We start from the raw sequence: 23,500 nt of genomic DNA, 5'->3' as shown, positions 1-23,500 counted from the left end.
AATCTTTTTAATCTGTGGCAGAATAAAAAAACAAACTATGAAAAAAGTACTTTTTATCGATCGTGACGGAACGATTGTTTTAGAACCTGAAAATTACCAATTAGATGCTTTAGAAAAAGTAGAATTTTATCCAAAAGCCTTTCAATACCTAGCTAAAATTGCCAACGAGTTAGATTACGAATTGGTAATGGTTACCAATCAGGACGGCCTGGGAACAGATAGTTTTCCGGAAAACACTTTTTGGCCAACACAAAATTTCATCTTAAAAGCTTTTGAGAATGAAGGAATTAAATTTGACGCTATTTTCATCGACAGATCTTTTCCGGAGGATAATGCACCAACCAGAAAGCCAAGAACGGGAATGCTGACGCAATATATCAATAATCCCGAATATGATTTAGAAAATTCTTTTGTTTTAGGAGATCGTTTGACCGATGTTGAATTAGCTAAAAATCTGGGAGCGAAGGCTATTTTTATCAATGATAATGATGGAATTGGGAGCAATGAAATTTCTTCTAAACGTGAAGAATTAAATGAAACTATTGTTCTTCAAACCATGAGATGGAAAACGATCTACGAGTTTTTAAAACTGGAAGGGCGTTCGGCCTCGATTACACGTAAAACAAATGAAACAGATATTTTTATCAATTTAAATCTGGATGGCACCGGAAAAAGTAAAATAGAAACCGGAATTGCCTTTTTTGACCACATGTTAGATCAAATTTCCCGTCACGGACAAATGGATTTAGAAATATTGGTCAAAGGTGATTTGGAAGTAGATGAACACCACACTATTGAAGACACTGCAATTGCCTTGGGAGAAGTTTTCGCTAAAGCCCTTGGAAACAAACTGGGAATTGAGCGTTATGGTTTCTGTCTTCCGATGGACGACTGTCTGGCACAGGTCGCAATTGATTTTGGTGGAAGGAACTGGCTGGTTTGGGAAACTGAATTCAAACGCGAAATGGTAGGTAAAATGCCAACAGAAATGTTTTTTCACTTCTTTAAATCATTCTCAGATGGCGCAAAAGCAAACATCAACATCAAAGCTGAAGGAACTAACGAACATCACAAAATCGAGGCTATCTTTAAAGCTTTCGCAAAAGCGATAAAAGTGGCCGTGAAAAGAGATACAGAGAAAATGATTTTGCCTTCGACCAAAGGAATGTTGTAAAACGCTATAAGCTATAAGCAATAGGCAATAAGCTTAGAGCTTAAGGCTTACAGCATAAAGCTTTTATTAATGAAAATAGTAATTATAAACTACGGTGCAGGAAATATTCAAAGCATCATGTTTGCAGTAGAAAGACTCGGTTTTAAAGCTGTTTTGAGCAATAATCCTGATGAAATTCAAAAAGCCGACAAAGTAATTTTTCCGGGAGTAGGGGAAGCAAGTTCAGCAATGGGAAAATTGAAAGAAAGCGGTTTGGATCGTTTGATTCCGAACTTAAAACAGCCCGTTTTAGGAATCTGCCTTGGTATGCAGTTAATGTGTAATACAACGGAAGAAGGAAACACAAAAGGTTTAGGGATTTTTGACGTAGATGTCATAAAATTTTCGTCTAATGTAAAAGTACCGCAAATGGGGTGGAATCAGATTTACGATCTAAAATCGGATCTGTTTAAAGACATTGCCGAGAATGAATTTATGTATTTGGTTCACAGTTTCTACGCACCAAATTGCAAATATACGATCGCAACAACAAACTATGATGTAGAATACGCATCGGCATTACAAAAGAATAATTTTTATGGAACACAATTTCACCCAGAAAAGAGTGGTGATATCGGCGAAAAGATACTTAATAATTTTCTAAAAATTCCAATTTCGTAAATCCCAAATTCCAATTTGAAATATCAGTATCAAAAAAATCAGAAATCGAAAATCGTTAATCCACAATCACAAATCAAAATGAGAATAATACCAGCCATAGACATCATCGACGGAAAATGTGTTCGCTTATCAAAAGGCGATTACAATACTAAAATAATTTACAATGAAAATCCGCTGGAAGTAGCAAAATCATTCGAAGCGCATGGCATTGAGTATCTGCATTTAGTCGATTTAGACGGAGCCAAATCAAGTAAAATTGTCAACTATAAAATCTTAGAGCAAATTGCGACACAAACCAGTCTGCAAATTGATTTTGGAGGGGGTTTAAAATCAGATGATGATTTAAGAATTGCTTTTGAAAGTGGAGCGAACCAAATTACAGGTGGAAGTATTGCCGTAAAAAATAAAGAAATATTCCAAAAATGGATCTCTCAATATGGTTCCGAGAAGATTATACTGGGTGCCGACGCCAAAGACGAAAAAATTGCCGTTTCGGGCTGGTTGGAAAACTCCGAAGAAGATTTGATTCCGTTCATTCAGGACTATCAAAACAAAGGCATTCAGTACGTTATTTGTACCGATATTGCAAAGGATGGAATGCTGGAAGGTCCAAGTTTTAGTCTTTATGGCAAAATTTTAGAAAATTGTAATGTCAAATCGAGCGGAGTCCAGATTAAGTTAATTGCCTCCGGAGGAATTTCAACCTTCGACGAATTACCTAAACTAGCCGAACTTGGTTGTGAAGGAACAATCATTGGAAAAGCGATTTATGAAGGAAGAATTTCTTTGAAACAGTTGGAAAATTATATTATTGGCAAAATGTAAAAGGTGAAATGTGATATGCAAAATGTTATTTGTAAGATATAAGAACATTCAATCTACAATTCACATTTTACATTTTACATCTCACATCTCACACTCATCAATTAACACATTAAAGAAATGTTAGCAAAAAGAATCATACCCTGTTTGGATATAAAAAACGGTAGAACCGTAAAAGGAGTTAACTTTGTTGATCTTCGCGATGCGGGAGATCCGGTTGAATTGGCAGAAATCTATTCCGCAGAAGGTGCCGATGAATTGGTTTTTCTGGATATTTCAGCCACTGAAGAGCGTCGTAAAACACTTGTAAATATGGTAAGAAGTGTAGCGGAGAAAATTAATATTCCATTCACTGTCGGTGGTGGAATTTCAAGCGTTGAAGATGTTGAAATTTTACTGAATAATGGTGCTGATAAAGTTTCGATCAATTCCTCGGCTGTCAAAAATCCACAGTTGATTAATGATCTGGCTCAGAAATTCGGAAGTCAGTGTGTGGTCGTTGCTATAGATGCCAAACAAATTAACGGACAATGGATTGTACATTTGGTGGGAGGAAAAGTCCCAACCCAGCTTAACTTATTCGATTGGGCAATTGAAGTGGCAGCACGTGGAGCAGGAGAGATACTATTTACCTCGATGGACAATGACGGAACTAAAAACGGATTTGCGAATGAGGCACTTGCTAAACTTTCGGAACTTGTTAATATTCCGATAATTGCCTCAGGCGGTGCCGGTACAATACAGCATTTTGTAGATTCATTTAAAGAAGGAAAAGCCGATGCAGCATTGGCCGCAAGCGTATTTCACTTTAAAGAAATCGAAATCAAAACCTTAAAACAAGAATTGAAAAACAACAACATAGAAGTTAGAATTTAAAGAAATTCCAATTTTTAAATTCCAAATTCCAATAATCTGGGTCTGGAGATTAATCTAAAATCTGAACTCAAAAATATAAAATCACAATGAACGTAGATATAAAAAGTGCACACGGGTTAATTCCGGCAATCATTCAGGATGCAGAAACCAAGAATGTGCTGATGCTGGGCTATATGAACGAAGAATCACTTCAAAAAACAATAGAAACTCAAAAAGTTACTTTTTTCAGTCGATCCAAACAAAGACTTTGGACGAAAGGTGAGGAGAGTGGTAACTTTTTAAATCTGGTAAGCATCAAAAATGACTGCGACGGAGATACACTTTTGATTCAGGCAAATCCTGTTGGACCAACCTGTCACACCGGAGCAGACACCTGCTGGCAGGAAGAAAACAAAGAGAATTACGGCTTTCTTTCCTCCTTAGAAAACACCATCAAAACTCGTAGAGAAAATGCTGATTCAGAAAAAAGTTATGTGGCTTCTCTATTCGAAAAAGGAATCAACAAAATTGCTCAAAAAGTAGGCGAAGAAGCTGTTGAAGTGGTCATCGAAGCTAAAGATGATAATGATGATTTATTTCTTAGCGAAAGCGCTGATTTGCTTTTTCACTATCTTATCTTATTACAAGCCAAAGGTTATCAGCTTAATGATGTTGTCGATGTTCTGAAAAAACGTCAGAAGTAAAAAAGGTTACAGGTTTCAGGTTTCAAGTTTCAAGTTCTGTGCAGTAACCTGAAACTTGAAACAAATGAACAGGCAGTTACTCCGCAAACTCAAAAACAGCAAATTCCTGTGGTTGATGAAAACCAAATCTGGAACTTTTATAAGCCTGTAAAGCAAGATATTCAGTGATATTACCGTAATCAATTCTAAAAGCATTTCCTCGCCATTTAGTTCCCACTTTTGGTGTTGAAAAATTACCGTTTTTAATCGTGTTCAGACTTGAGAAAGGAATTTTAATTTCGGTATCGAATCCTTCGTTCGTTAATTTGCTTTGCGTTTCCAATCCCAAAGCATCAAATGCAATACTCATATTCCATCCGCCACAGGCTGGTGAGATGCATTTAAGCAGTAAATCATAATAAGAAGAGTAGGCATTGACTCCAATTTCGAGATAGTTTTCGCCATTACCGTCCGGATCTATAAAAATTTCAACCAAATCATCAGTATTAAAAATTTCAGTGTCTTTTTGCTGCGCCTTTCCAATAATTTTAGAATCAATCGAACGATAGGCTATATACAGATTATCATTATCCCATGCAAAAGAAACATACGTATCCTGAGTTGCTTTTCTTCCCGAATCATGAATCACAAACGGCCCAAGAAAAGAAGCTTTCCAATCTGATAAATCACCATCAATAGTAACTTTTTGAATAGTTCTTGGAATAAAAATGTTTTGCGAATACGTTGTGATCGAGCACATCAAACAGAGCAGGATAGCAATTTTAAGAATTCTCATAAATCGTGTATAGGAATTTGATTTGCTAAAATACAGAAGAATAAATGATTTTTAACATTAATTTTTAGAATCCTCCCTATAAAATCAGTTAAAACTTGATTCGAATGTTTACATTTGTTGAAGTGTAAACGGCTCAAAAAGCCTTCTTAATTTCGATTAAAAGAAAATATCTGTTTCATATGAAAAAATACTTCAGTGGCGTTTGTATCGCCTTTCTATTTGGCTTTACTGCCAATGCACAAGGACTTCTAAATAAGTCTGAAACTATTTTTACACATCAGGACACTTTACGCGGAAGCATCACAAAAGAAAGAGCCTGGTGGGATTTAAAATACTATCATCTTGACATAAAAGTGAGTCCAAAAGAGCGAACAATTTCAGGTTCTAATACCATCCGTTATACTGTTTTAACTCCATACGATAAAATGCAGATTGATTTGCAGGAACCTATGCAGATTACGAAAGTTACACAGGATGGGAAAGAATTGCAGTTTAAGAGAGATGGAAATGCTTTTTTCATTACCCTGACTGAAAAACAAAAAGTGGGCGATACCAAAGAAGTAGTAGTAAGTTTTACAGGAAAACCAAGAGAAGCTGTAAAGGCACCCTGGGATGGAGGAATCAGCTGGAAAAAGGACAAAAATGGTAAAGATTTTATCGCTTCATCCTGTCAGGGATTGGGAGCAAGTGTTTGGTGGCCAAACAAAGATCATATGTACGATGAAGTCGAAAACATGTTGATTAGTGTAAACGTTCCCGGAGATCTTACTGAAGTTTCAAACGGAAGATTAAAAAGCGTCAAAAAAGAGAAAGATGGAACTAAAACCTTTAATTGGTATGTTTCAAACCCAATCAACAACTATGGTGTAAACATTAATATCGGAGATTATGTTAATTTCTCAGAGGTATACAAAGGTGAAAAAGGAGATTTAGATTGTAACTATTATGTATTAAGAGACAATCTTGCTTTGGCCAAAGAACAATTCAAAGACGTGCCAAAAATGCTAAAAGCTTTTGAAAACTGGTTTGGACCTTACCCATTTTACGAAGACAGTTATAAGCTGGTTGAAGTGCCTTACTTAGGAATGGAACATCAAAGCAGCGTGACTTACGGAAATGGTTATAAAAATGGTTATTTAGGACGTGATTTAAGCGGAACAGGCTGGGGATTGAAATTTGATTTTATCATCATCCATGAATCTGGCCACGAATGGTTTGCTAACAATATTACTTACAAAGACATCGCAGATATGTGGATCCACGAAAGCTTTACTAATTATTCTGAAAGCCTTTTCCTGGAATACTATTACGGAAAAGATGCCGGGGCAGAGTATGTAATTGGATGTCGTAAAGGAATCCAGAACGATAAACCAATTATTGGTCATTATGATGTGAACAACGAAGGTTCAGGTGATATGTATCCAAAAGGAGCCAACATGCTGCACATGATGCGTCAGATTATAAACGATGATGCCAAGTGGAAATCCATTTTAAGAGGTTTAAATAAGACTTTTTATCACCAAACTGTGACCAGCAAGCAAATTGAGGATTACATCAATACACAATCCGGAATTAATTTTAATAGAGTATATGCTCAATATTTAACCACAACCAAGATTCCGGTTTTTGAGTATATGTTTAAAAATGGAACTTTCGGTTACCACTGGACCAATTGTGTTTCTAAATTCGATATGCCAATACGAGTAAAATTAAATGGTGTTGAAACATGGTTAAAACCAACAACCGAGTGGCAATCAGAAAAAACTACTGATGAATCACGTAAAGTAGAAGTAGATAAAGATTTCTATGTAACGACTTCTAATATTATAGAATAACGAAACTAAACGGGTCCGTTGCTATAAACAAACCCGACAGATTTTTAAAATCTGTCGGGTTTATAATTTTTTAAAATCTTAATTTAGATAATTAGTCCACCATCACATTTTCTAATTATCTAATTTTCTAATTGCTATCGACTATTCAATTTTGCCTTCTCTTTAATAATATCCGCTATTTTTCTGTTGTCGATTTTACTTTCCAGCCACGAAATAATATCAAGGTATAAAAAGGCCCTTTTCTCATAAGTATTTTTCTCCAGTTCAATAAAACGAGCCCTCATTTTGATAAATTCCTTCTTAATATCAGCAGGGTAGAAGTTATTCAGGTTTCTCATAAACTTGATAATCTCTTTCTGAACTTCATGTAAATCATTCATTTTTAAGAGAAACTTATACGTGTTCTTCAAATGATTTTCCAGATAATAATCTTTGCCCAATTCGTAATGCGCAATCAGTGATAAAAGTCTCGCAAAACACATTAAATCTTCACGCATCGACAAATTTTTATTATTGATGATCTTATCTAAATAATTAATCGATTCATTGTACTTTTCAGTACCAAAATAAATAGAGGCAATTTTATAATAAAACAACATCTCGTGATGCTCATCAAGATGTTCGCTATGAAGTTTTATTTTCTGAAGAATCTCCGGAATCAGATATTCACTTTCAGCAAAAGTACCTTCCAGTATGTGCAGATTTAACTTATTATTGTAAACATACAGAAAAGAAAGCGATGCAATATTATCATTTACCGGAAACCTTGGATCAGCAATCGTCTCTTCCAAAAGAGTCAGATACTTTTTGAAATTCGACTTGTATTTCAACATATACAATGACTCCAGAAAATAATGATTTCCCTTTAAGAAAAAGACCGGATTCAGATAAATCATATTCGGATTATCATAGAACAATCTCACCCATTTGTAAGCATATTTATAACTCGCTAAGAAGTCCTGAACCAGAAAACTGCGCCAAAGATTAGCATTATAAAACCAGTATTTTTCCCGAAAACCAAACTTACTTTCGTCTAATTTTGAAATATGCTTATTGAAGTAATCGTCAATGTATTTGTACTCTTCATCGCTTTTTACGTAGCCGGTTTTCAGCATGATTCCGTACAACTGCAGCGATAAATTAGATAATTTACTTGAAATCGTGTTGCGATAATTCAACTCTTTCGCCTGAATCACCAATTCATCAGCGCGGCCTTGAATACTTCGGGTAATGTATTGCGATTCGATTAGTTTTTCGAATTCTACAATCTCATACGCCATATATTTTTCGTCATTCTCAAGCGCCAGTTGTTTTGTTTTGTCCAGAATCTTCAAACTCTGCTTGTACAAACCTTTATTATATAGAATAACAGCAAAATCAATTTGTTCCCGCAGCTGATAACGAATATTCTGGCTCGGAATATTCAAACGTATACTCACTAAAATCTGTTTGTATAAATATGATTTTAAATTAGATAGCTGAACCTTTTTAATAATTCCGCTCTTAAGAATCAGCTTTTCATCATAAGTTTCAGACTTATCCAGAATGTTAAATAATTCGATGAATTTAGTATTCGAACTCGTTTCTAAACGGCTTGCAAAAATCTTAAACTGCCTTTTTTCGGATTTAGAAAGTGATTTAATTAATACAAATAAGAAATCTTTTTGATGGTTAGCCATTGTAAAATATAATAATATAACTTATTGATTTTTAGTTAATTAACTTGCTTTAAAATGTTTTATGAACAGTATAATTTCATTAAAATGAATTTCGTGCCGGCAAAGTACAATATATATTTGTTATCGAGATGTGAAATTACATTAAATAAATGAATATGAATAGAGAGAAAGTTCAAATTTTTGACACCACTTTGCGCGATGGAGAGCAGGTCCCGGGATGTAAGTTAGATACGAAACAAAAATTAGTTATCGCAGAACGACTTGATAAAATGGGAGTTGACATTATCGAAGCAGGTTTTCCAGTGTCAAGTCCAGGCGATTTTTTATCGGTTTCTGAGATTTGTAAAATTGTAGAAAATGCAACCGTATGCGGATTAACCAGAGCCGTTAAAAACGACATTGATGTTGCTGCAGCTGCCTTAAAGCATGCTAAGAAACCTAGAATCCATACTGGAATCGGAACCTCTCAATCTCATATACTCCACAAGCTAAACACAACACCGGAAGACATCATTGCAAGAGCAAAATTTGCTGTAGCACATGCCAAATCATATGTAGAAGATGTAGAATTCTATGCTGAAGATGCCGGAAGAACCGATAATGCCTTTCTCGCAAAAGTTTGCGAAGAAGTAATTAAATCAGGAGCAACAGTATTAAATATTCCCGACACAACAGGCTATTGTTTACCGGAAGAGTACGGAGCAAAAATCAAATACCTAAAAGAGAATGTAAAAGGAATTGAAAACGTAACCCTTTCCTGTCACTGTCACAATGATTTAGGAATGGCTACCGCAAACTCAATCGCGGGTGCCATCAACGGAGCTAGACAAATCGAATGTACTATAAATGGTATTGGAGAAAGAGCCGGAAATACAGCCTTAGAAGAAGTAGTAATGATCTTCAAACAGCATCCATACCTAAATCTATATACAGACATCAATACTAAAGAATTAAACGAAATGAGCCGTTTAGTTTCTGAAAGCATGGGAATGATTGTACAGCCAAATAAAGCTATCGTAGGAGCCAATGCTTTTGCGCACAGTTCAGGAATTCATCAGGACGGAGTAATTAAAAACAGAGCCACTTACGAAATCATGGACCCGCTGGATGTAGGAGTAAATGAGTCCTCTATTATATTGACAGCAAGAAGCGGAAGAGCTGCATTGGCTTACCGTGCTAAAAAAGTAGGTTACGAACTTACCAAAGTACAATTGGATATTGTATACGTTGAATTTTTAAAGTTCGCTGATATTAAAAAAGAAATTTTGGATACTGATATTCATCAAATTATCGAAGCAGCAAAAATTCAGGGAGAATTAATCAGAAACTAATTAGAGAACAAATACAAAAGGATTTAAATACATAAAGAACGAGACGTTATGAATTTGAAAATAGCAGTTTTACCAGGAGACGGGATTGGACCAGAGGTAATTTTACAAGCCAAGAAAGCTTTACATGCTATTGGTGAGGTGTACAATCATGAATTTGTTTTTGAAGAGGCGCTCATGGGAGCCATTGCCATTGATAAAACAGGAAATCCTTTACCAGAACAGACATTAAATCTCTGTTTAAACACAGATGCTGTATTGTTTGGAGCAATTGGAGATCCTAAATACGATAATAATCCATCAGCAAAAGTACGTCCGGAGCAAGGATTATTGAAACTGCGTAAGGAACTGGGATTGTTTGCTAACATTCGCCCGATAAAGCCTTATAAATCACTTATTGATGCTTCTCCGTTAAAAAGAGAAATTATCGATGGTGCTGATTTTACTATTTTCAGAGAATTAACAGGAGGTGCATATTTTGGAGCTAAAACCTTAAATGAGGAAGGTACACACGCTTCAGATTTATGCGAATACTCAGAAGAAGAAATCACCAGAATTGCACATTTGGCTTTTAAATCGGCACAAAACCGACGTAAAAAACTAACGATGGTAGATAAAGCCAATGTTCTGGAAACTTCCCGTTTATGGAGAAAAGTCGTTCAGAAAGTTAGCCAGAATTATCCTGATGTGGCTTTAGACTTTTTGTTTGTAGATAACGCGGCCATGCAGTTGATTTTAAATCCAAAACAATTTGATGTGATTTTGACCGAAAATTTATTCGGAGATATACTGTCAGATGAAGCAAGTGTAATAACGGGATCTATTGGTTTATTAGCCTCAGCATCTCTAGGAGAGAAGAATGCTTTGTTTGAGCCAATCCATGGTTCATACCCTCAGGCGAAAGGAAAAAACATCGCCAATCCGATTGCTTCTATTTTATCAGCAGCAATGTTATTAGAACATTTTGGTCTGTTTAAAGAAGCTGCCATGATCTATAAAGCAGTCGAAAAAGCAATCGAATTTAAAGTAGTAACTGTCGATTTAAAACCGGATTCGAAGTTCGGTACAAACGAAGTAGGGGACTTTGTATCTAATTTTATCTTCAGTAAAGACGATTTACTCTATTTCAATAATGACAACGTTCATATTGGACAATCGACAATTGTTTAATATTTTTTGTTAAAAGTTGAATAAATAACAAGAAGTATGTAAAATGTTGAGATTTTATTTTTTTAGTCCTTTAAGTTTTCATACTTTTGTCTCACTAAAAAAAAGAAAGATGCAAATCTCAATTATTATTACTATTTCTGTCATTATTGTAAATGTGATTATCACATATGCACGGGGAATGGTATAAATATAATTGAAAAACTATATTATAAACCTTCCAAATACTGGAAGGTTTTTTTTTGAATTAAAATTAACAAATAACACAATAATGGAATTAAATAAGTACAGCAAAACCATCACTCAAGATCAAACACAACCAGCAGCGCAAGCCATGTTGTACGGTATTGGTTTAACTGAAGAAGATTTGAAAAAAGCACAAGTAGGTATTGTGAGCATGGGTTATGATGGTAACACCTGCAACATGCACCTCAATGATTTAGCAAAAGACGTTAAAAAGGGTGTTTGGGATGCAAATCTGGTCGGACTTATTTTTAATACCATTGGTGTAAGTGACGGAATTTCAAACGGTACAGAGGGAATGCGATATTCCTTAGTTTCCAGAGATGTAATTGCCGATTCTATCGAAACAGTTGCAGGAGCACAATGGTACGACAGTATCATTGCAATTCCGGGCTGCGATAAAAATATGCCGGGTGCTTTGATCGCTATGGGACGTTTGAATCGCCCGTCTTTGATGGTGTACGGAGGATCTATCCATTCCGGAAAATGGAAAGGAGAAACACTGAATATTGTTTCAGCTTTTGAAGCTTTAGGAAAAAAAGTTAAAAATGAAATTACTCCGGATGATTTTAAAGGTGTTATTCAAAATGCTTGTCCGGGAGCTGGTGCCTGTGGTGGAATGTATACCGCAAACACTATGTCTTCAGCGATTGAAGCGTTGGGAATGAGTTTACCGTACAGTTCGTCAAATCCTGCTTTAAGTCAGGAAAAAAGAGACGAATGTCTTGCAGCCGGTAAAGCCATTAGAACATTATTGGAAAAAGATATTAAGCCAAGAGACATTATGACTCGTAAGGCCTTTGAAAATGCTATTACAATTGTAGCCGTTTTAGGAGGTTCAACCAACGCAGTAATGCATTTGATCGCTATGGCACATGCCGTTGGTATTGAAATTACACTTGATGATTTTCAGGCAATAAACGACAGAACTCCTGTACTTGCTGATATGAAACCAAGTGGTAAGTACATGATGGAAGATATTCATGCCGTTGGAGGTATTCCGTCAGTAATGAAATACTTGCTCAAAGTAGGACTAATTCATGGAGATTGCTTAACTGTAACCGGAAAAACAGTGGCTGAGAACTTAGCTTCTACTCCCGATTTACAAGACGGACAAGAAGTAATTCATGAAATACAAAAAGCTTTAAAACCTACCGGAAACATTCAGGTTTTATACGGAAATCTTGCTTCTGAAGGAGCTGTTGCCAAAATCAGCGGAAAAGAAGGAGAATACTTTGAAGGCCCGGCAGTAGTCTTTGAAGGTGAATTTGAAGTAATTCCAGGCCTTGAAGCCGGAAAAATTAAACCCGGTAATGTAGTCGTCATCAGGTATTGTGGACCAAAAGGTGGTCCGGGAATGCCTGAAATGCTAAAACCTACATCAGCCATTATTGGAGCGGGATTAGGAAGCAGCTGTGCTCTTATTACAGACGGCAGGTTTTCCGGAGGTTCACATGGCTTTGTGGTAGGACACATTACACCAGAGGCTTATGATGGCGGTGGTATTGCACTCGTAAAAGATGGCGATTTGATTGCTATTGATGCTGTAAAAAACACAATCAACCTCAAAATTTCCGACGAAGAATTTAAAGCTCGTAAAGAGAGCTGGATTCAGCCTCCTTTAAAAGTTGACAGAGGAGTTTTACTGAAATACGCCAGATCAGTCTCAAGCGCTTCAACAGGTTGCGTTACCGATAAATAATAATTTTAATAACAATATCAATGACAATATCAATAACAATATTAAAAAAAGCAATAGCAATTAAGAACAGAAAAAGATCAGTTTAAATTGATACTTCACATTGCCATTGAATTTTGATTTTGATTTTTGATATTGATTTTTGAAAAAAAATATACTATGAAAATATCAGGGGCAGAAGCCGTTATAAGATGTTTGTTAGCAGAAGGAGTAGACTTACTTTACGGTTATCCGGGAGGAGCAATCATGCCGGTTTACGATGAATTATATAAATTCCAGGATCAGTTACACCATGTGTTGGTGCGTCACGAGCAGGGCGCTACACATGCTGCACAGGGATATGCCCGTGCTACAGGAAAAGTAGGAGTGGCCATTGCTACTTCAGGACCGGGAGCAACCAATTTAATTACGGGAATTGCTGATGCTCAAATCGATTCAACCCCAATGGTTTGTATCACAGGTCAGGTAGGGAAGCATTTGTTAGGATCTGATGCATTTCAGGAAACTGATATTATCGGAATTTCAACTCCTGTAACCAAATGGAATTATCAGGTAACCGAAGCTTCGGAAATTCCTGAAGTTATAGCAAAAGCATTTTACATTGCACGCTCCGGACGTCCGGGACCTGTATTGATTGACATCACCAAAAATGCTCAGTTTGACCAGCTTGATTTTAGCTATGAAAAATGTACCGGAATCAGAAGTTATACTCCGGTTCCGAAACTAAACCTGGAAAAAGTAGCAGCAGCTGCCGCTTTAATCAATAGCGCTAAAAAACCTTTTATCATTTTTGGTCAGGGAATTATTCTTGGGCAGGCTGAGGAAGAGTTTAAAGCAGTAGTTGAAAAATCAGGAATCCCTGCCGCATGGACTATTTTAGGACTTTCGGCTATGCCTACAGATCATCCGTTAAATGTAGGAATGTTAGGAATGCACGGAAATTATGGCCCTAATTTATTAACCAACGAATGTGATGTTCTAATCGCATTCGGAATGCGTTTTGACGATCGTGTTACCGGAAAGTTGAGTACTTATGCGAAACAGGCAAAAGTAATTCACTTCGAAATTGATCCGGCCGAAATTGATAAAAACGTAAAGACAGAAATAGCTGTTCTTGGAGATGTAAAAGAAGCCTTAACTGCTTTATTACCATTAATCGATGCAAAATCACATGATTTATGGCATAACGAATTCAAAGAACTAAAGAAAATAGAGTACGATTCCGTTATAAAAGAAGAATTAAATCCAACCAATAATAAAGGAATTTCCATGGGTGAAACCATAGAAATGATAAACAAACACTCAAAAGGGGATGCTATTATCGTTTCAGATGTTGGTCAGCATCAAATGTTTGCCTGCCGTTATGCCAAATTCAATTCTACCAAAAGTAACATTACCTCAGGTGGATTAGGAACAATGGGATTTGCTTTACCTGCAGCCATCGGAGCTAAAATGGGGAAACCGGATCGTGAAGTAGTGGCTATTATTGGTGACGGTGGTTTTCAAATGAACATACAGGAATTGGGAACTATTTTTCAGACTCAGGTACCGGTTAAAATTGTCATCTTAAACAATGAATTTTTAGGAATGGTACGTCAATGGCAGGAACTGTTTTTTGATAACAGATATGCTTCAACTAAAATGATCAATCCAAATTTTGTAGCGATAGCAGAAGGGTATCATATTAAATCTAAAAAAGTAACTCAAAGGGAAGATCTGGATGCAGCTGTTGCCGAAATGCTGGCTTCAAAAGAATCTTACTTCTTAGAAATTATGGTGGAAAAAGAAAACAACGTATTCCCAATGATTCCAACGGGAGCCTGTGTTTCTGAAATTAGATTAAGCTAAAATTAAAGTTTCATGTTTCAGTTTTTTTGAGTTTCAAGTTGTAAAACGTGAAACCTGAAACCTGAAACAAATAAAACTAAAAACAAATGGAAAACAGAACATTTACCATATCGGTATACTCAGAAAATAATGTGGGATTGTTAAACAGGATATCAGGGATATTCTTAAAACGTCACATTAATATATTAAGCCTAAACGTTTCTGAATCAGAAATAGAGAATGTTTCCAGATTCATTATTGTTGTGGAAACAACAGAGAAATGGGTACAAAATATTGTGGGACAAATCGAAAAACAAATTGAAGTTATAAAAGCATTTTATCATACAGATGAAGAAACCATTTATCTTGAAAACGCTTTATTTAAAATTGCTTCAAGTTTGCTGTTCGATGAAAAGCAAATTCAGAATATCATCAAGGACAGTCAATCTACTATTGTCACGGTTTCCCGCGATTTCTTTGTGATTTCTAAATCGGGGAGACGTTCTGAAATCGAAGAATTGTACGCTAAATTCAAACCTTATGGTATCATGCAGTTTGTTCGCTCAGGAAGAATATCGGTTTCAAAGCAAAAAATGGAAATTTCAACGATGTTAGAAACATTCAAATAGTATTATTTCATCTATTAACCAATTATTAAATACAACATTCATTAAATATTTTTAAACAAAATGGCAAATTATTTCAACACATTACCACTTAGATTACAATTAGAACAATTAGGAGTTTGCGAATTTATGGAACAATCAGAATTTGCAGATGGGATTTCAGCATTAGCAGGAAAAAAGGTTGTCATTGTAGGCTGTGGAGCACAAGGTCTGAATCAGGGTTTGAACATGAGAGATTCCGGTTTAGACATTTCATACGCGTTGCGTGCAGATGCAATTGCAGAGAAAAGAGCATCTTATAAAAATGCCACTGAAAACGGATTTAAAGTAGGTACTTATGAAGAATTAATCCCAACTGCCGACTTAGTTTGCAACTTAACTCCTGATAAACAACATACTGCTGTAGTTACTGCCATCATGCCTTTAATGAAAAACGGAGCAACATTATCCTATTCTCACGGATTTAATATTGTGGAAGAGGGTATGCAAATTCGTAAAGACATCACTGTAATTATGTGTGCACCAAAATGTCCGGGCTCTGAGGTTCGTGAAGAATACAAAAGAGGATTCGGTGTTCCGACGCTTATCGCTGTTCACCCGGAAAATGATCCAAACGGTTTTGGTTTAGATCAGGCAAAAGCTTATGCTGTAGCCACCGGAGGACATAAAGCAGGAGTTCTAAAATCGTCATTCGTAGCCGAAGTAAAATCAGATTTAATGGGAGAACAAACCATTCTTTGCGGATTATTACAAACCGGTTCTATTTTATGTTTCGATAAAATGGTGGAGAAAGGAATCGACAAAGCCTACGCTTCAAAATTGATTCAGTACGGATGGGAAACTATCACTGAAGCTTTGAAACATGGAGGTATCACCAATATGATGGACCGTCTTTCAAATCCTGCAAAAATTGAGGCTTATGAAATTGCTGAAGAATTAAAAGACATCATGAGACCGTTATTCCAAAAACATCAGGATGACATTATCTCAGGAGAATTCTCCAGAACGATGATGATCGACTGGGCAAATGATGATGTAAACTTACTAAAATGGAGAGCTGCAACAGGCGAAACTAATTTTGAAAAAACAGCTCCGCAAGAAGCTCCAATTTCAGAGCAAGAATATTTTGATAACGGAGTATTGATGATTGCAATGGTAAAAGCGGGTGTAGAATTGGCTTTTGAAACCATGACAGAGGCAGGAATTATCGAAGAATCAGCTTATTATGAATCATTACATGAATTACCTTTGATTGCAAACACGATTGCAAGAAAAAAATTATTTGAAATGAACCGTGTGATCTCGGATACTGCTGAATATGGCTGTTATTTATTTGACCATGCCTGCAAGCCGTTGTTAACAGAATTTATGAAAACAGTTGAAACAAATGTAATAGGTAAGCCATTCTCTACTTCAAATGGAGTTGACAATGCTACTTTAATTGCTGTAAACAGAGAAGTTCGTCAACACCCTATTGAAGAAGTAGGAGCATGGTTGAGAGAATCAATGACAGCAATGAAAAAAATTGGATAATAAATTGGGAATTACCACACATACGGTTGTGGAATCTGCTCTGTATCTCCGTTTGATGTAATATTTTTGAATTAGTAAGCACTTATTAAGAAAAATGGATATAGATGCAAATTGCATTCACTTAACTTCTGAAAGTAAGTCTGTAAGTTAAGTGAAGCTAATCCCTAATGAAGGGGGTATATTTAGCAATAAATGTACTTGTTGAAGTTTCATTTTAATTAATAAAGTTGCTTCTATTTTCAAAAATAGTGCAGAACATTCTAATACAGAATTATAAAATTAATTGTTATTGAAATTGTTAAAATTAAAAAGGCATGGTATTCATTTATCGTGCCTTTTTTGCAAATACACCTTTTTCCATCAAAAAGCCATTTTTTATATTATACCTATTAAAAAGCAATATTTTTTTCAATATCTGTTTTTTTTTCCTGTTATTTATGAATTAAATAATTTTAAGAATAGACTGATATTTAATACATTTATAAAAAAAAAATTCTAAAAACGTATGAGTTATTATAAAATTGAAAATTTAGAACAGTATTTTAAACATTACAATAAGTCAATAAGAGAACCTAGAAAGTTTTGGGGAAAAATAGCTGAGGAAAATTTTACCTGGTACCAGCAATGGGAAAAAGTAGTTGATTTTAATATGGCTGATGCGGAAGTAAAATGGTTTACCGAAGCGAAAGTTAACATTACCAAAAATTGCATCGACAGACATTTAAGCAAAAGAGGAGAAAAAACGGCTATCATCTTCGAACCGAATGATCCTTCAGAAAGCGCTTTACATATAACCTATAACGAATTATACGAAAGAGTTTCAAAAATGGCGAATGTTTTGCGTGAGCAAGGCGTACGTAAAGGAGACCGAATTTGTATTTATTTACCAATGATTCCGGAATTGGCAGTTGCTGTATTGGCCTGTGCCAGAATCGGAGCTATTCATTCTGTTGTTTTTGCAGGATTTTCAGCTTCAGCTGTTTCTGCCAGAATAATTGATTCCGAATGTAAAATGGTTATTACTTCTGATGGAGGATACAGAGGTAATAAGAACATTGATCTTAAAGGCATTGTTGATGAGGCACTAGAAACTTGTCCGTCTGTTACTAAAGTTTTAGTGGTAAAAAGAACCCATAACGAAATCAAAATGAAAGAGGGCCGTGACGAATGGTTACAGCCTCTATTAGATAAAGCCTTAGACAATAGTGTTGCGGAAATAATGGATGCTGAAGATCCATTATTCATTCTGTACACATCAGGCTCAACAGGTAAACCAAAAGGAATGGTACATACCACAGCCGGATACATGGTTTATACTGCTTATACCTTTAAGAATGTTTTCAACCACGAAGAAAATGATATTTTCTGGTGTACTGCTGATATCGGTTGGATTACTGGTCACTCTTATATTTTATACGGACCTTTATTAAATGGAGGAACAACCGTAATTTTTGAAGGAGTTCCTTCTTATCCTGACTTTAGCCGTTTCTGGGATATTATTGAAAAACATAAAATTACACAATTCTACACTGCACCAACAGCGATTCGTTCGCTTGCAAAAGAAAGTTTAGATTATATCCAAAAATATCCTCTAAAATCACTTAAAGTAATTGGATCAGTTGGAGAACCAATCAACGAAGAAGCCTGGCACTGGTTCAACGACCACGTTGGAGACAAAAGATGTCCGGTTGTAGATACCTGGTGGCAGACGGAAACCGGTGGAATCATGATTTCGCCAATTGCCTTTGTAACCCCAACAAAACCAACTTATGCGACTTTACCATTACCAGGAATACAGCCTGTTTTGATGGATGAGAAACGTAATGAAATTGAAGGAAATCAGGTTGTTGGAAGTTTATGTATTAAATTTCCATGGCCGGGAATCGCCAGAACAATCTGGGGAGATCACCAACGTTACAAAGACACTTACTTCTCTGCTTTCCCTGGAAAATATTTTACAGGAGACGGTGCCTTAAGAGACGAAGTAGGGTACTACAGAATTACTGGTAGAGTAGATGATGTTGTAATCGTATCCGGTCATAATTTAGGAACAGCTCCTATTGAAGATGCAATTAACGAACATCCTGCTGTAGCTGAATCTGCTATCGTTGGATTCCCACATGATATTAAAGGAAATGCCTTATATGGTTTTGTAATCTTAAAAGAAACCGGAGAAGTTAGAGACCGATCTAATCTTAGCCGTGAGATCAATCAATATATTTCTGATCACATCGGACCAATTGCAAAATTGGATAAAATTCAGTTTGTTTCAGGATTGCCTAAAACACGTTCAGGAAAAATTATGCGTAGAATTCTACGTAAAATAGCAGAAGGAGATTTTTCTAACTTTGGAGATACTTCAACTTTGCTAAACCCTGAAATTGTTGAAGAAATTACAAAAGGTAAAATTTAGCATTTTCAGAACAAATACATATAAAAAGAAGCTGATTCAATTTGAATCAGCTTTTTTTTGTTGTTATCTCGTAGTATAACCCCCATTTGCAAAAATAGTTTGCCCGGTTACCCACCAGCCATCGGTTACCAAAAACTCCACCAAAGGAGCAATGTCTTTGATGTCCGTAAGTCCTCCCAGATCCGAGGCCTGCTTGTGATAAGCGACGGCATCAGCACTTTCCTGGCCGTAGAAAAATGGTGTATCCATAGGTCCTGGAGCAACAGCTGTAACAGAAATACCTCGTGAGCCAAATTCTTTTGAAGCCGCTCTTGTAAAATGTTCTACCGGAGCTTTTGCTCCTGCATAAGTAGAATAATATCCTGTAAATGCTGCCAGTAGTGAAGTAACAATTGTGTTAATTTTACCATTGTTGTTCAATTTCTTACCTGCTTCCTGAATAAAAAAGTATGCCACTTTAGAATTAATATCGCTCATACTGTCGTATTCTTCCTCAGTTGTTTCAGCAAAAGGTTTTTTCAAAACTTTACCAACGGTATTAATAGCTATATCAACACCACCGAATTTAGCAATTGCAGCATCGAACAACTTTGCAATATTCTTTACCTCAGTGAGATCGGCCTGAAACAAAAATGCTTCTCCTCCGGCATTTTCAATAGCGGCCAAAGTCTTTTCCGCATCTGCCTTTGTGCTTTCGCTGTTGTAATGAATGACAACTTTTGCGCCTTTAGCTGAAAAATTACGACTTAACAAACCTCCTAAGTTTTTTGCACCACCTGCAATTAGAACCACTTTCCCTTTCAAATTGTTTCTTGCCATTGTATCTAATTTTAAATTAATAACGTAAAGATGACAAAACAGCTCCTTTAATTCATGGTGAACTTTTCGGGAATTTTATTTTTGATTTTCCGCTCTGAACTGTCCCGGTGTCTGTCCAACAAACTTTTTGAAGAATTTAGAAAAATTTGATGGATCGTAGGTTAGTATTCTGGCAATTTCAGAAACAGATTTATTAGTGTGGGCAAGCATTTTTTTTGCTTCTTCGATAATTTTTAAATCGTAAAAATAACAAGGGTGGTTTCCGGTTTCTTTTTGAACCGTATCAGTCAAATGTTTATGAGAAACAAATAATTCACTTGCTATCTGGTTGATTTCCATAAAGTCAGTGCCATTTCCTAAAAGGACGTCTGCAATATGTTTATCCAAAAAAAGGAAATACTTTTCCGTGATTTCCTTACTTCTTTTTAATATATTTTGATTCATTTCACTCATTATCCAACATTTATAAAACAAAATTTAAATCTGTTTTACTCAAACAATCATTTATGGTGAAGCAAACAGGCTATTTAATTCCTAATCTCGATTTCAGTTTTAGAAACAATAATCCAATTTTATAAGCATCTTCCGCAGATGAATTTCTATCACTTTTCGGAATTTTAAAAATTTCACTTAAATCGTCCAGAGAAAATTGTTTGTCATTAATGTCCATTAATTTTCGGTACATCATATCGATATCCAGCGCTTCATTTTTCAATCTTCCACAATCCAAACGTTCCAATGCGGCATTCAGCATTTCTATATCGAAGTTAATATGATGCCCAACCAAAACTGAGTTTCCTATAAAATTAATAAAAGCTTCTATAGCATCAGGTTCCGGCATCTTCATCATTTTGCTTTCGATGATGAACTCATTAGAGAGTCCGTTATCCTGCAAAAATTTGTACTGCAGCAAAACAGCTTCAAAATTGTCTTTAATCACAATACTATCATCCGTAACCGAGAATGCACCTAAAGACAAAATAACATCTTTATTCGGATTCAAACCTGAAGTTTCAGTGGACAACACCACAAATCTGTTAGGTTTAACTTCAAATTTCGTTAAGTATTCCTTCCAAAAATCAGGATACTCTTTATTGATATTTTTAATCCAGTCTAGCATACTTATGAGAATTGTGTAAGTTGAAATTTACTCTTAATTAATTCCTCAAGGTCTTTCATTGGGGTTAAGGCATTTTTTAACTTTTCTTTGTCTGTTTTCGACATTTCCCTCAAATTAATATATTGTCCGGAGTCGTCATTTTTCAAACCTTCAACAGTTCTAAATTTAGACAAAGTCAGAAAAGCTTCAGCACAGCTTAAATAGATCTCCGCATTTTTAGAATCTGTAATCGCTAATTGTTTAAATCTCAAATAAGTATTTTTAATTCCCTTGATGTTAGCATTTAAAATCAGCAAACGAGCCGAATCAATTAAAGGCATTAACGCACGGGTTTTAATGTCAAATTTTGTTTTGTGTGGTCCTTCTTCTTCAACAATAAACTTTTTGAAAAAGCTTAATGGAGAATTGCGTTTTAGGGCATCATTCCCTAAAAAATCAAAAAACAACGTATTGTTTACCGCATTTTTAAAGATCACGTTCTCGATCACTTCTTCAATTTTTGGTTCTCCAAAAACAATCTCATAATCAAAGAAAATACTGCTCAAATCATTACTGTTTTCACCTGGAGTATTCATCCAGCTGTTGTATTGTTTCGTCCAGTCAGTCAATGATTTACACCAAAGCATATTACTTCCCATATGCCCGTTTGGACAAAGTTCATAACCTACTTTTTCTAAGATCGAAGTGGTTCTTTTGGCCAGCCTTAAAAAGTAATCTTTTACCTCTCTGTACTTGTCCGGTGCTACGTCCTCAAAAATCAGGATACTATCCTGGTCCGTAAGGAGAAGCTGCTCCTTACGCCCCTGACTACCAATGCTTAACCATGCAAAACGAGCAGGAGGGGAGCCCAAATCCAAAATAGACAGCTCTACAGCACGCTTAATGATAGCTAAATTAATTTCGCTTGCAATATTACTAACGTGCGAAATTGGAATATTTTTCTGAATCGAATTCTGAATTAAATCAGACAAACGATCGCGTATTTGTTTTAGATCTTTTGGTAACTGAGAACGCTTAACTTCTTTAATCAAAACACCAGGGTTACTAGCCTGAGCCACAATTAAATCATGCTCAGAAATAATTCCTTTTACAGCAGATTTACTTGTACCGTCTTTGGTAACACATAAATGAGTAACGTTGTGTTTCAACATGAGTAATTGTGCTTCGGCCAAAGAAACATTTTCAATAACCGTAACTACTGGCGAAGACATAATCTTATCAATCGTTTCAGTGATAGGATAGCGGCCCGTAGCAATTTTTGAAGATAAATCGGCATTGGTTACAATACCAATTGGATTGTTTTTTTCACAGATCACAACATTATCAACCATAGATTCAGTCATTAAAATAGCAACATCTTTGATAATCTGGTTGGATTCAGTTGTTAAAGGCGAATTATTATAGGCCAAAGATTGAATGTACTGCATTTCTGACTGCTGATCTACATAAAAAGCAGTGTCAGAAATCAATTTCCCGTTAGAGTTTACATTGTCCTTTGCATGTCTTGAGTTTACTGCAAAACTCTCCAATAGAAAATTCAAAACGTCTGAATTATTGGCAACAAATGGTCTGAAAACTGCGATTGGAATAGCATAAATAATACTTTCTTCACGAGCTTTAGCCGTCATCATATAGTTATTCTTGGCAAAAAACGGGCGTAATCCAAAAATATCACCTTCATGACATTTATTAATAATGGTTTCCTCAGCATCTGCAATTGTGGTCAGATTCACAACACCTGAAGCCACAACATAAAAGCTGTCATGAAGCAGGTCATTGTTTTGAAATAATACGGCATGTTTTTCTAAATTAATAACACGAATATTCGTTGCGATATCCGATAATTCCTGAAAAGTTAAATTATCAAATGGCGGGTATTCTTTTAAAAAATCTGCAATATGCTCAGCAATTGTATTCATACGATTGATAGTTTTTTTAAAGTATCGAATGTAAAAATAAGAAAATTATGTCTTAGAATGAAAGCATCCCATGCAGAATATAATTATTTTAAAGAAATCTTAAATATAGCGATTTTAAAGCGTTTAAAACAGCTAATTACAATTTTGAAGTTCAATTTAAATTGGTTATTGCTATTGATTTGGGAAAGTATCTGTACAGAGTAGAACTGAGAATCGATTATTTAGCTTTAAAATAATCTTTGTTTAAAATATCGCAAGGATAATGAATCACAGTAGAGCATTTCTTTAAATTTTCTATTTTA

General features: G+C 35.6%; 19 protein-coding genes. 13 read left to right on the top strand and 6 right to left on the bottom strand.

All coding sequences use genetic code 11. The features are described from left to right. Nucleotides 1-37: 37 nt before the first annotated feature. From hisB to hisIE, 5 genes are all read left to right on the top strand, one after another. Nucleotides 38-1,174, top strand: coding sequence for a bifunctional histidinol-phosphatase/imidazoleglycerol-phosphate dehydratase HisB (hisB, locus tag ACAM30_RS18410; protein ID WP_369616026.1), 1,137 nt, complete (start codon nt 38-40; stop codon nt 1,172-1,174). A gap of 69 nt (nt 1,175-1,243) precedes the next feature. Further along, nucleotides 1,244-1,834 (top strand): imidazole glycerol phosphate synthase subunit HisH, encoded by a 591-nt coding sequence (gene hisH, locus ACAM30_RS18405; protein ID WP_369616025.1) that lies wholly within the window; start codon nt 1,244-1,246, stop codon nt 1,832-1,834. A 78-nt stretch (nt 1,835-1,912) separates the two neighbouring features. Continuing rightward, nucleotides 1,913-2,659, top strand: a complete 747-nt coding sequence (gene hisA, locus ACAM30_RS18400) for a 1-(5-phosphoribosyl)-5-[(5-phosphoribosylamino)methylideneamino]imidazole-4-carboxamide isomerase (protein ID WP_369616024.1) — start codon at nt 1,913-1,915, stop codon at nt 2,657-2,659. Nucleotides 2,660-2,776: 117 nt separating this feature from the next. Next, nucleotides 2,777-3,532: an imidazole glycerol phosphate synthase subunit HisF gene (gene hisF / locus ACAM30_RS18395; protein ID WP_369616023.1), complete on the top strand. Its 756-nt coding sequence runs from the start codon at nt 2,777-2,779 to the stop codon at nt 3,530-3,532. 86 nt (nt 3,533-3,618) lie between these two features. Then, the gene (hisIE, locus tag ACAM30_RS18390; RefSeq protein WP_369616022.1) at nt 3,619-4,215 is read left to right on the top strand and encodes a bifunctional phosphoribosyl-AMP cyclohydrolase/phosphoribosyl-ATP diphosphatase HisIE; all 597 of its coding nucleotides are present in this window, start codon (nt 3,619-3,621) and stop codon (nt 4,213-4,215) included. Between the two features lie 76 nt (nt 4,216-4,291). Here the strand turns inward: hisIE and ACAM30_RS18385 are convergent, their stop codons facing one another. Then, entirely contained in the window at nt 4,292-4,990 is a 699-nt protein-coding gene (locus tag ACAM30_RS18385) for a carbohydrate-binding family 9-like protein (RefSeq protein WP_369616021.1), read from the bottom strand. Between the two features lie 179 nt (nt 4,991-5,169). Here ACAM30_RS18385 and ACAM30_RS18380 point away from each other — a divergent pair, with 179 nt between their 5' ends. Then, a complete protein-coding gene (locus ACAM30_RS18380) occupies nt 5,170-6,825 on the top strand; it encodes a M1 family metallopeptidase (RefSeq protein WP_369616020.1) in 1,656 nt (551 codons plus the stop codon). A gap of 134 nt (nt 6,826-6,959) precedes the next feature. Here the strand turns inward: ACAM30_RS18380 and ACAM30_RS18375 are convergent, their stop codons facing one another. Continuing rightward, entirely contained in the window at nt 6,960-8,504 is a 1,545-nt protein-coding gene (locus ACAM30_RS18375) for a hypothetical protein (protein ID WP_369616019.1), read from the bottom strand. Between the two features lie 155 nt (nt 8,505-8,659). Between ACAM30_RS18375 and ACAM30_RS18370 the strand changes: the two genes are divergently transcribed. From ACAM30_RS18370 to acs, 7 genes are all read left to right on the top strand, one after another. Continuing rightward, nucleotides 8,660-9,835 (top strand): 2-isopropylmalate synthase, encoded by a 1,176-nt coding sequence (locus ACAM30_RS18370; RefSeq protein ID WP_369616018.1) that lies wholly within the window; start codon nt 8,660-8,662, stop codon nt 9,833-9,835. A 48-nt stretch (nt 9,836-9,883) separates the two neighbouring features. Then, complete coding sequence (gene leuB / locus ACAM30_RS18365; RefSeq protein ID WP_369616017.1) at nt 9,884-11,002, top strand: 3-isopropylmalate dehydrogenase; 1,119 nt, start codon at nt 9,884-9,886, stop codon at nt 11,000-11,002. A gap of 268 nt (nt 11,003-11,270) precedes the next feature. Beyond that, nucleotides 11,271-12,944, top strand: a complete 1,674-nt coding sequence (gene ilvD / locus ACAM30_RS18360; RefSeq protein WP_369616016.1) for a dihydroxy-acid dehydratase — start codon at nt 11,271-11,273, stop codon at nt 12,942-12,944. A gap of 156 nt (nt 12,945-13,100) precedes the next feature. Continuing rightward, nucleotides 13,101-14,789 (top strand): biosynthetic-type acetolactate synthase large subunit, encoded by a 1,689-nt coding sequence (gene ilvB / locus ACAM30_RS18355; RefSeq protein ID WP_369616015.1) that lies wholly within the window; start codon nt 13,101-13,103, stop codon nt 14,787-14,789. A gap of 86 nt (nt 14,790-14,875) precedes the next feature. Further along, nucleotides 14,876-15,397, top strand: coding sequence for an acetolactate synthase small subunit (ilvN, locus tag ACAM30_RS18350; protein WP_369616014.1), 522 nt, complete (start codon nt 14,876-14,878; stop codon nt 15,395-15,397). Between the two features lie 60 nt (nt 15,398-15,457). Further along, nucleotides 15,458-16,927, top strand: a complete 1,470-nt coding sequence (gene ilvC / locus ACAM30_RS18345) for a ketol-acid reductoisomerase (protein WP_369616013.1) — start codon at nt 15,458-15,460, stop codon at nt 16,925-16,927. Between the two features lie 505 nt (nt 16,928-17,432). Then, a complete protein-coding gene (gene acs / locus ACAM30_RS18340; RefSeq protein ID WP_369616012.1) occupies nt 17,433-19,340 on the top strand; it encodes an acetate--CoA ligase in 1,908 nt (635 codons plus the stop codon). A gap of 63 nt (nt 19,341-19,403) precedes the next feature. Here acs and ACAM30_RS18335 read toward each other — a convergent pair whose 3' ends face one another. From ACAM30_RS18335 to ACAM30_RS18320, 4 genes are all read right to left on the bottom strand, one after another. Further along, nucleotides 19,404-20,159, bottom strand: a complete 756-nt coding sequence (locus tag ACAM30_RS18335; RefSeq protein WP_369616011.1) for an SDR family oxidoreductase — start codon at nt 20,157-20,159, stop codon at nt 19,404-19,406. Nucleotides 20,160-20,234: 75 nt separating this feature from the next. Beyond that, nucleotides 20,235-20,612, bottom strand: coding sequence for a helix-turn-helix domain-containing protein (locus ACAM30_RS18330; protein WP_369616010.1), 378 nt, complete (start codon nt 20,610-20,612; stop codon nt 20,235-20,237). Nucleotides 20,613-20,682: 70 nt separating this feature from the next. Then, on the bottom strand, nt 20,683-21,279 hold the full coding sequence (locus ACAM30_RS18325; protein ID WP_369616009.1) for a PolC-type DNA polymerase III: 597 nt from the start codon (nt 21,277-21,279) through the stop codon (nt 20,683-20,685). 2 nt (nt 21,280-21,281) lie between these two features. Continuing rightward, a complete protein-coding gene (locus tag ACAM30_RS18320; RefSeq protein ID WP_369616008.1) occupies nt 21,282-23,198 on the bottom strand; it encodes a DUF294 nucleotidyltransferase-like domain-containing protein in 1,917 nt (638 codons plus the stop codon). Between the last annotated feature and the right edge of the window lie 302 nt (nt 23,199-23,500).

Origin of the sequence: Flavobacterium sp. CFS9 (genome assembly GCF_041154745.1) — a bacterium.
Lineage (GTDB): Bacteria > Bacteroidota > Bacteroidia > Flavobacteriales > Flavobacteriaceae > Flavobacterium.
The sequence above is the reverse complement of the archived record's forward strand: the minus strand, read 5'-3'. Positions and strand labels throughout refer to the sequence as shown.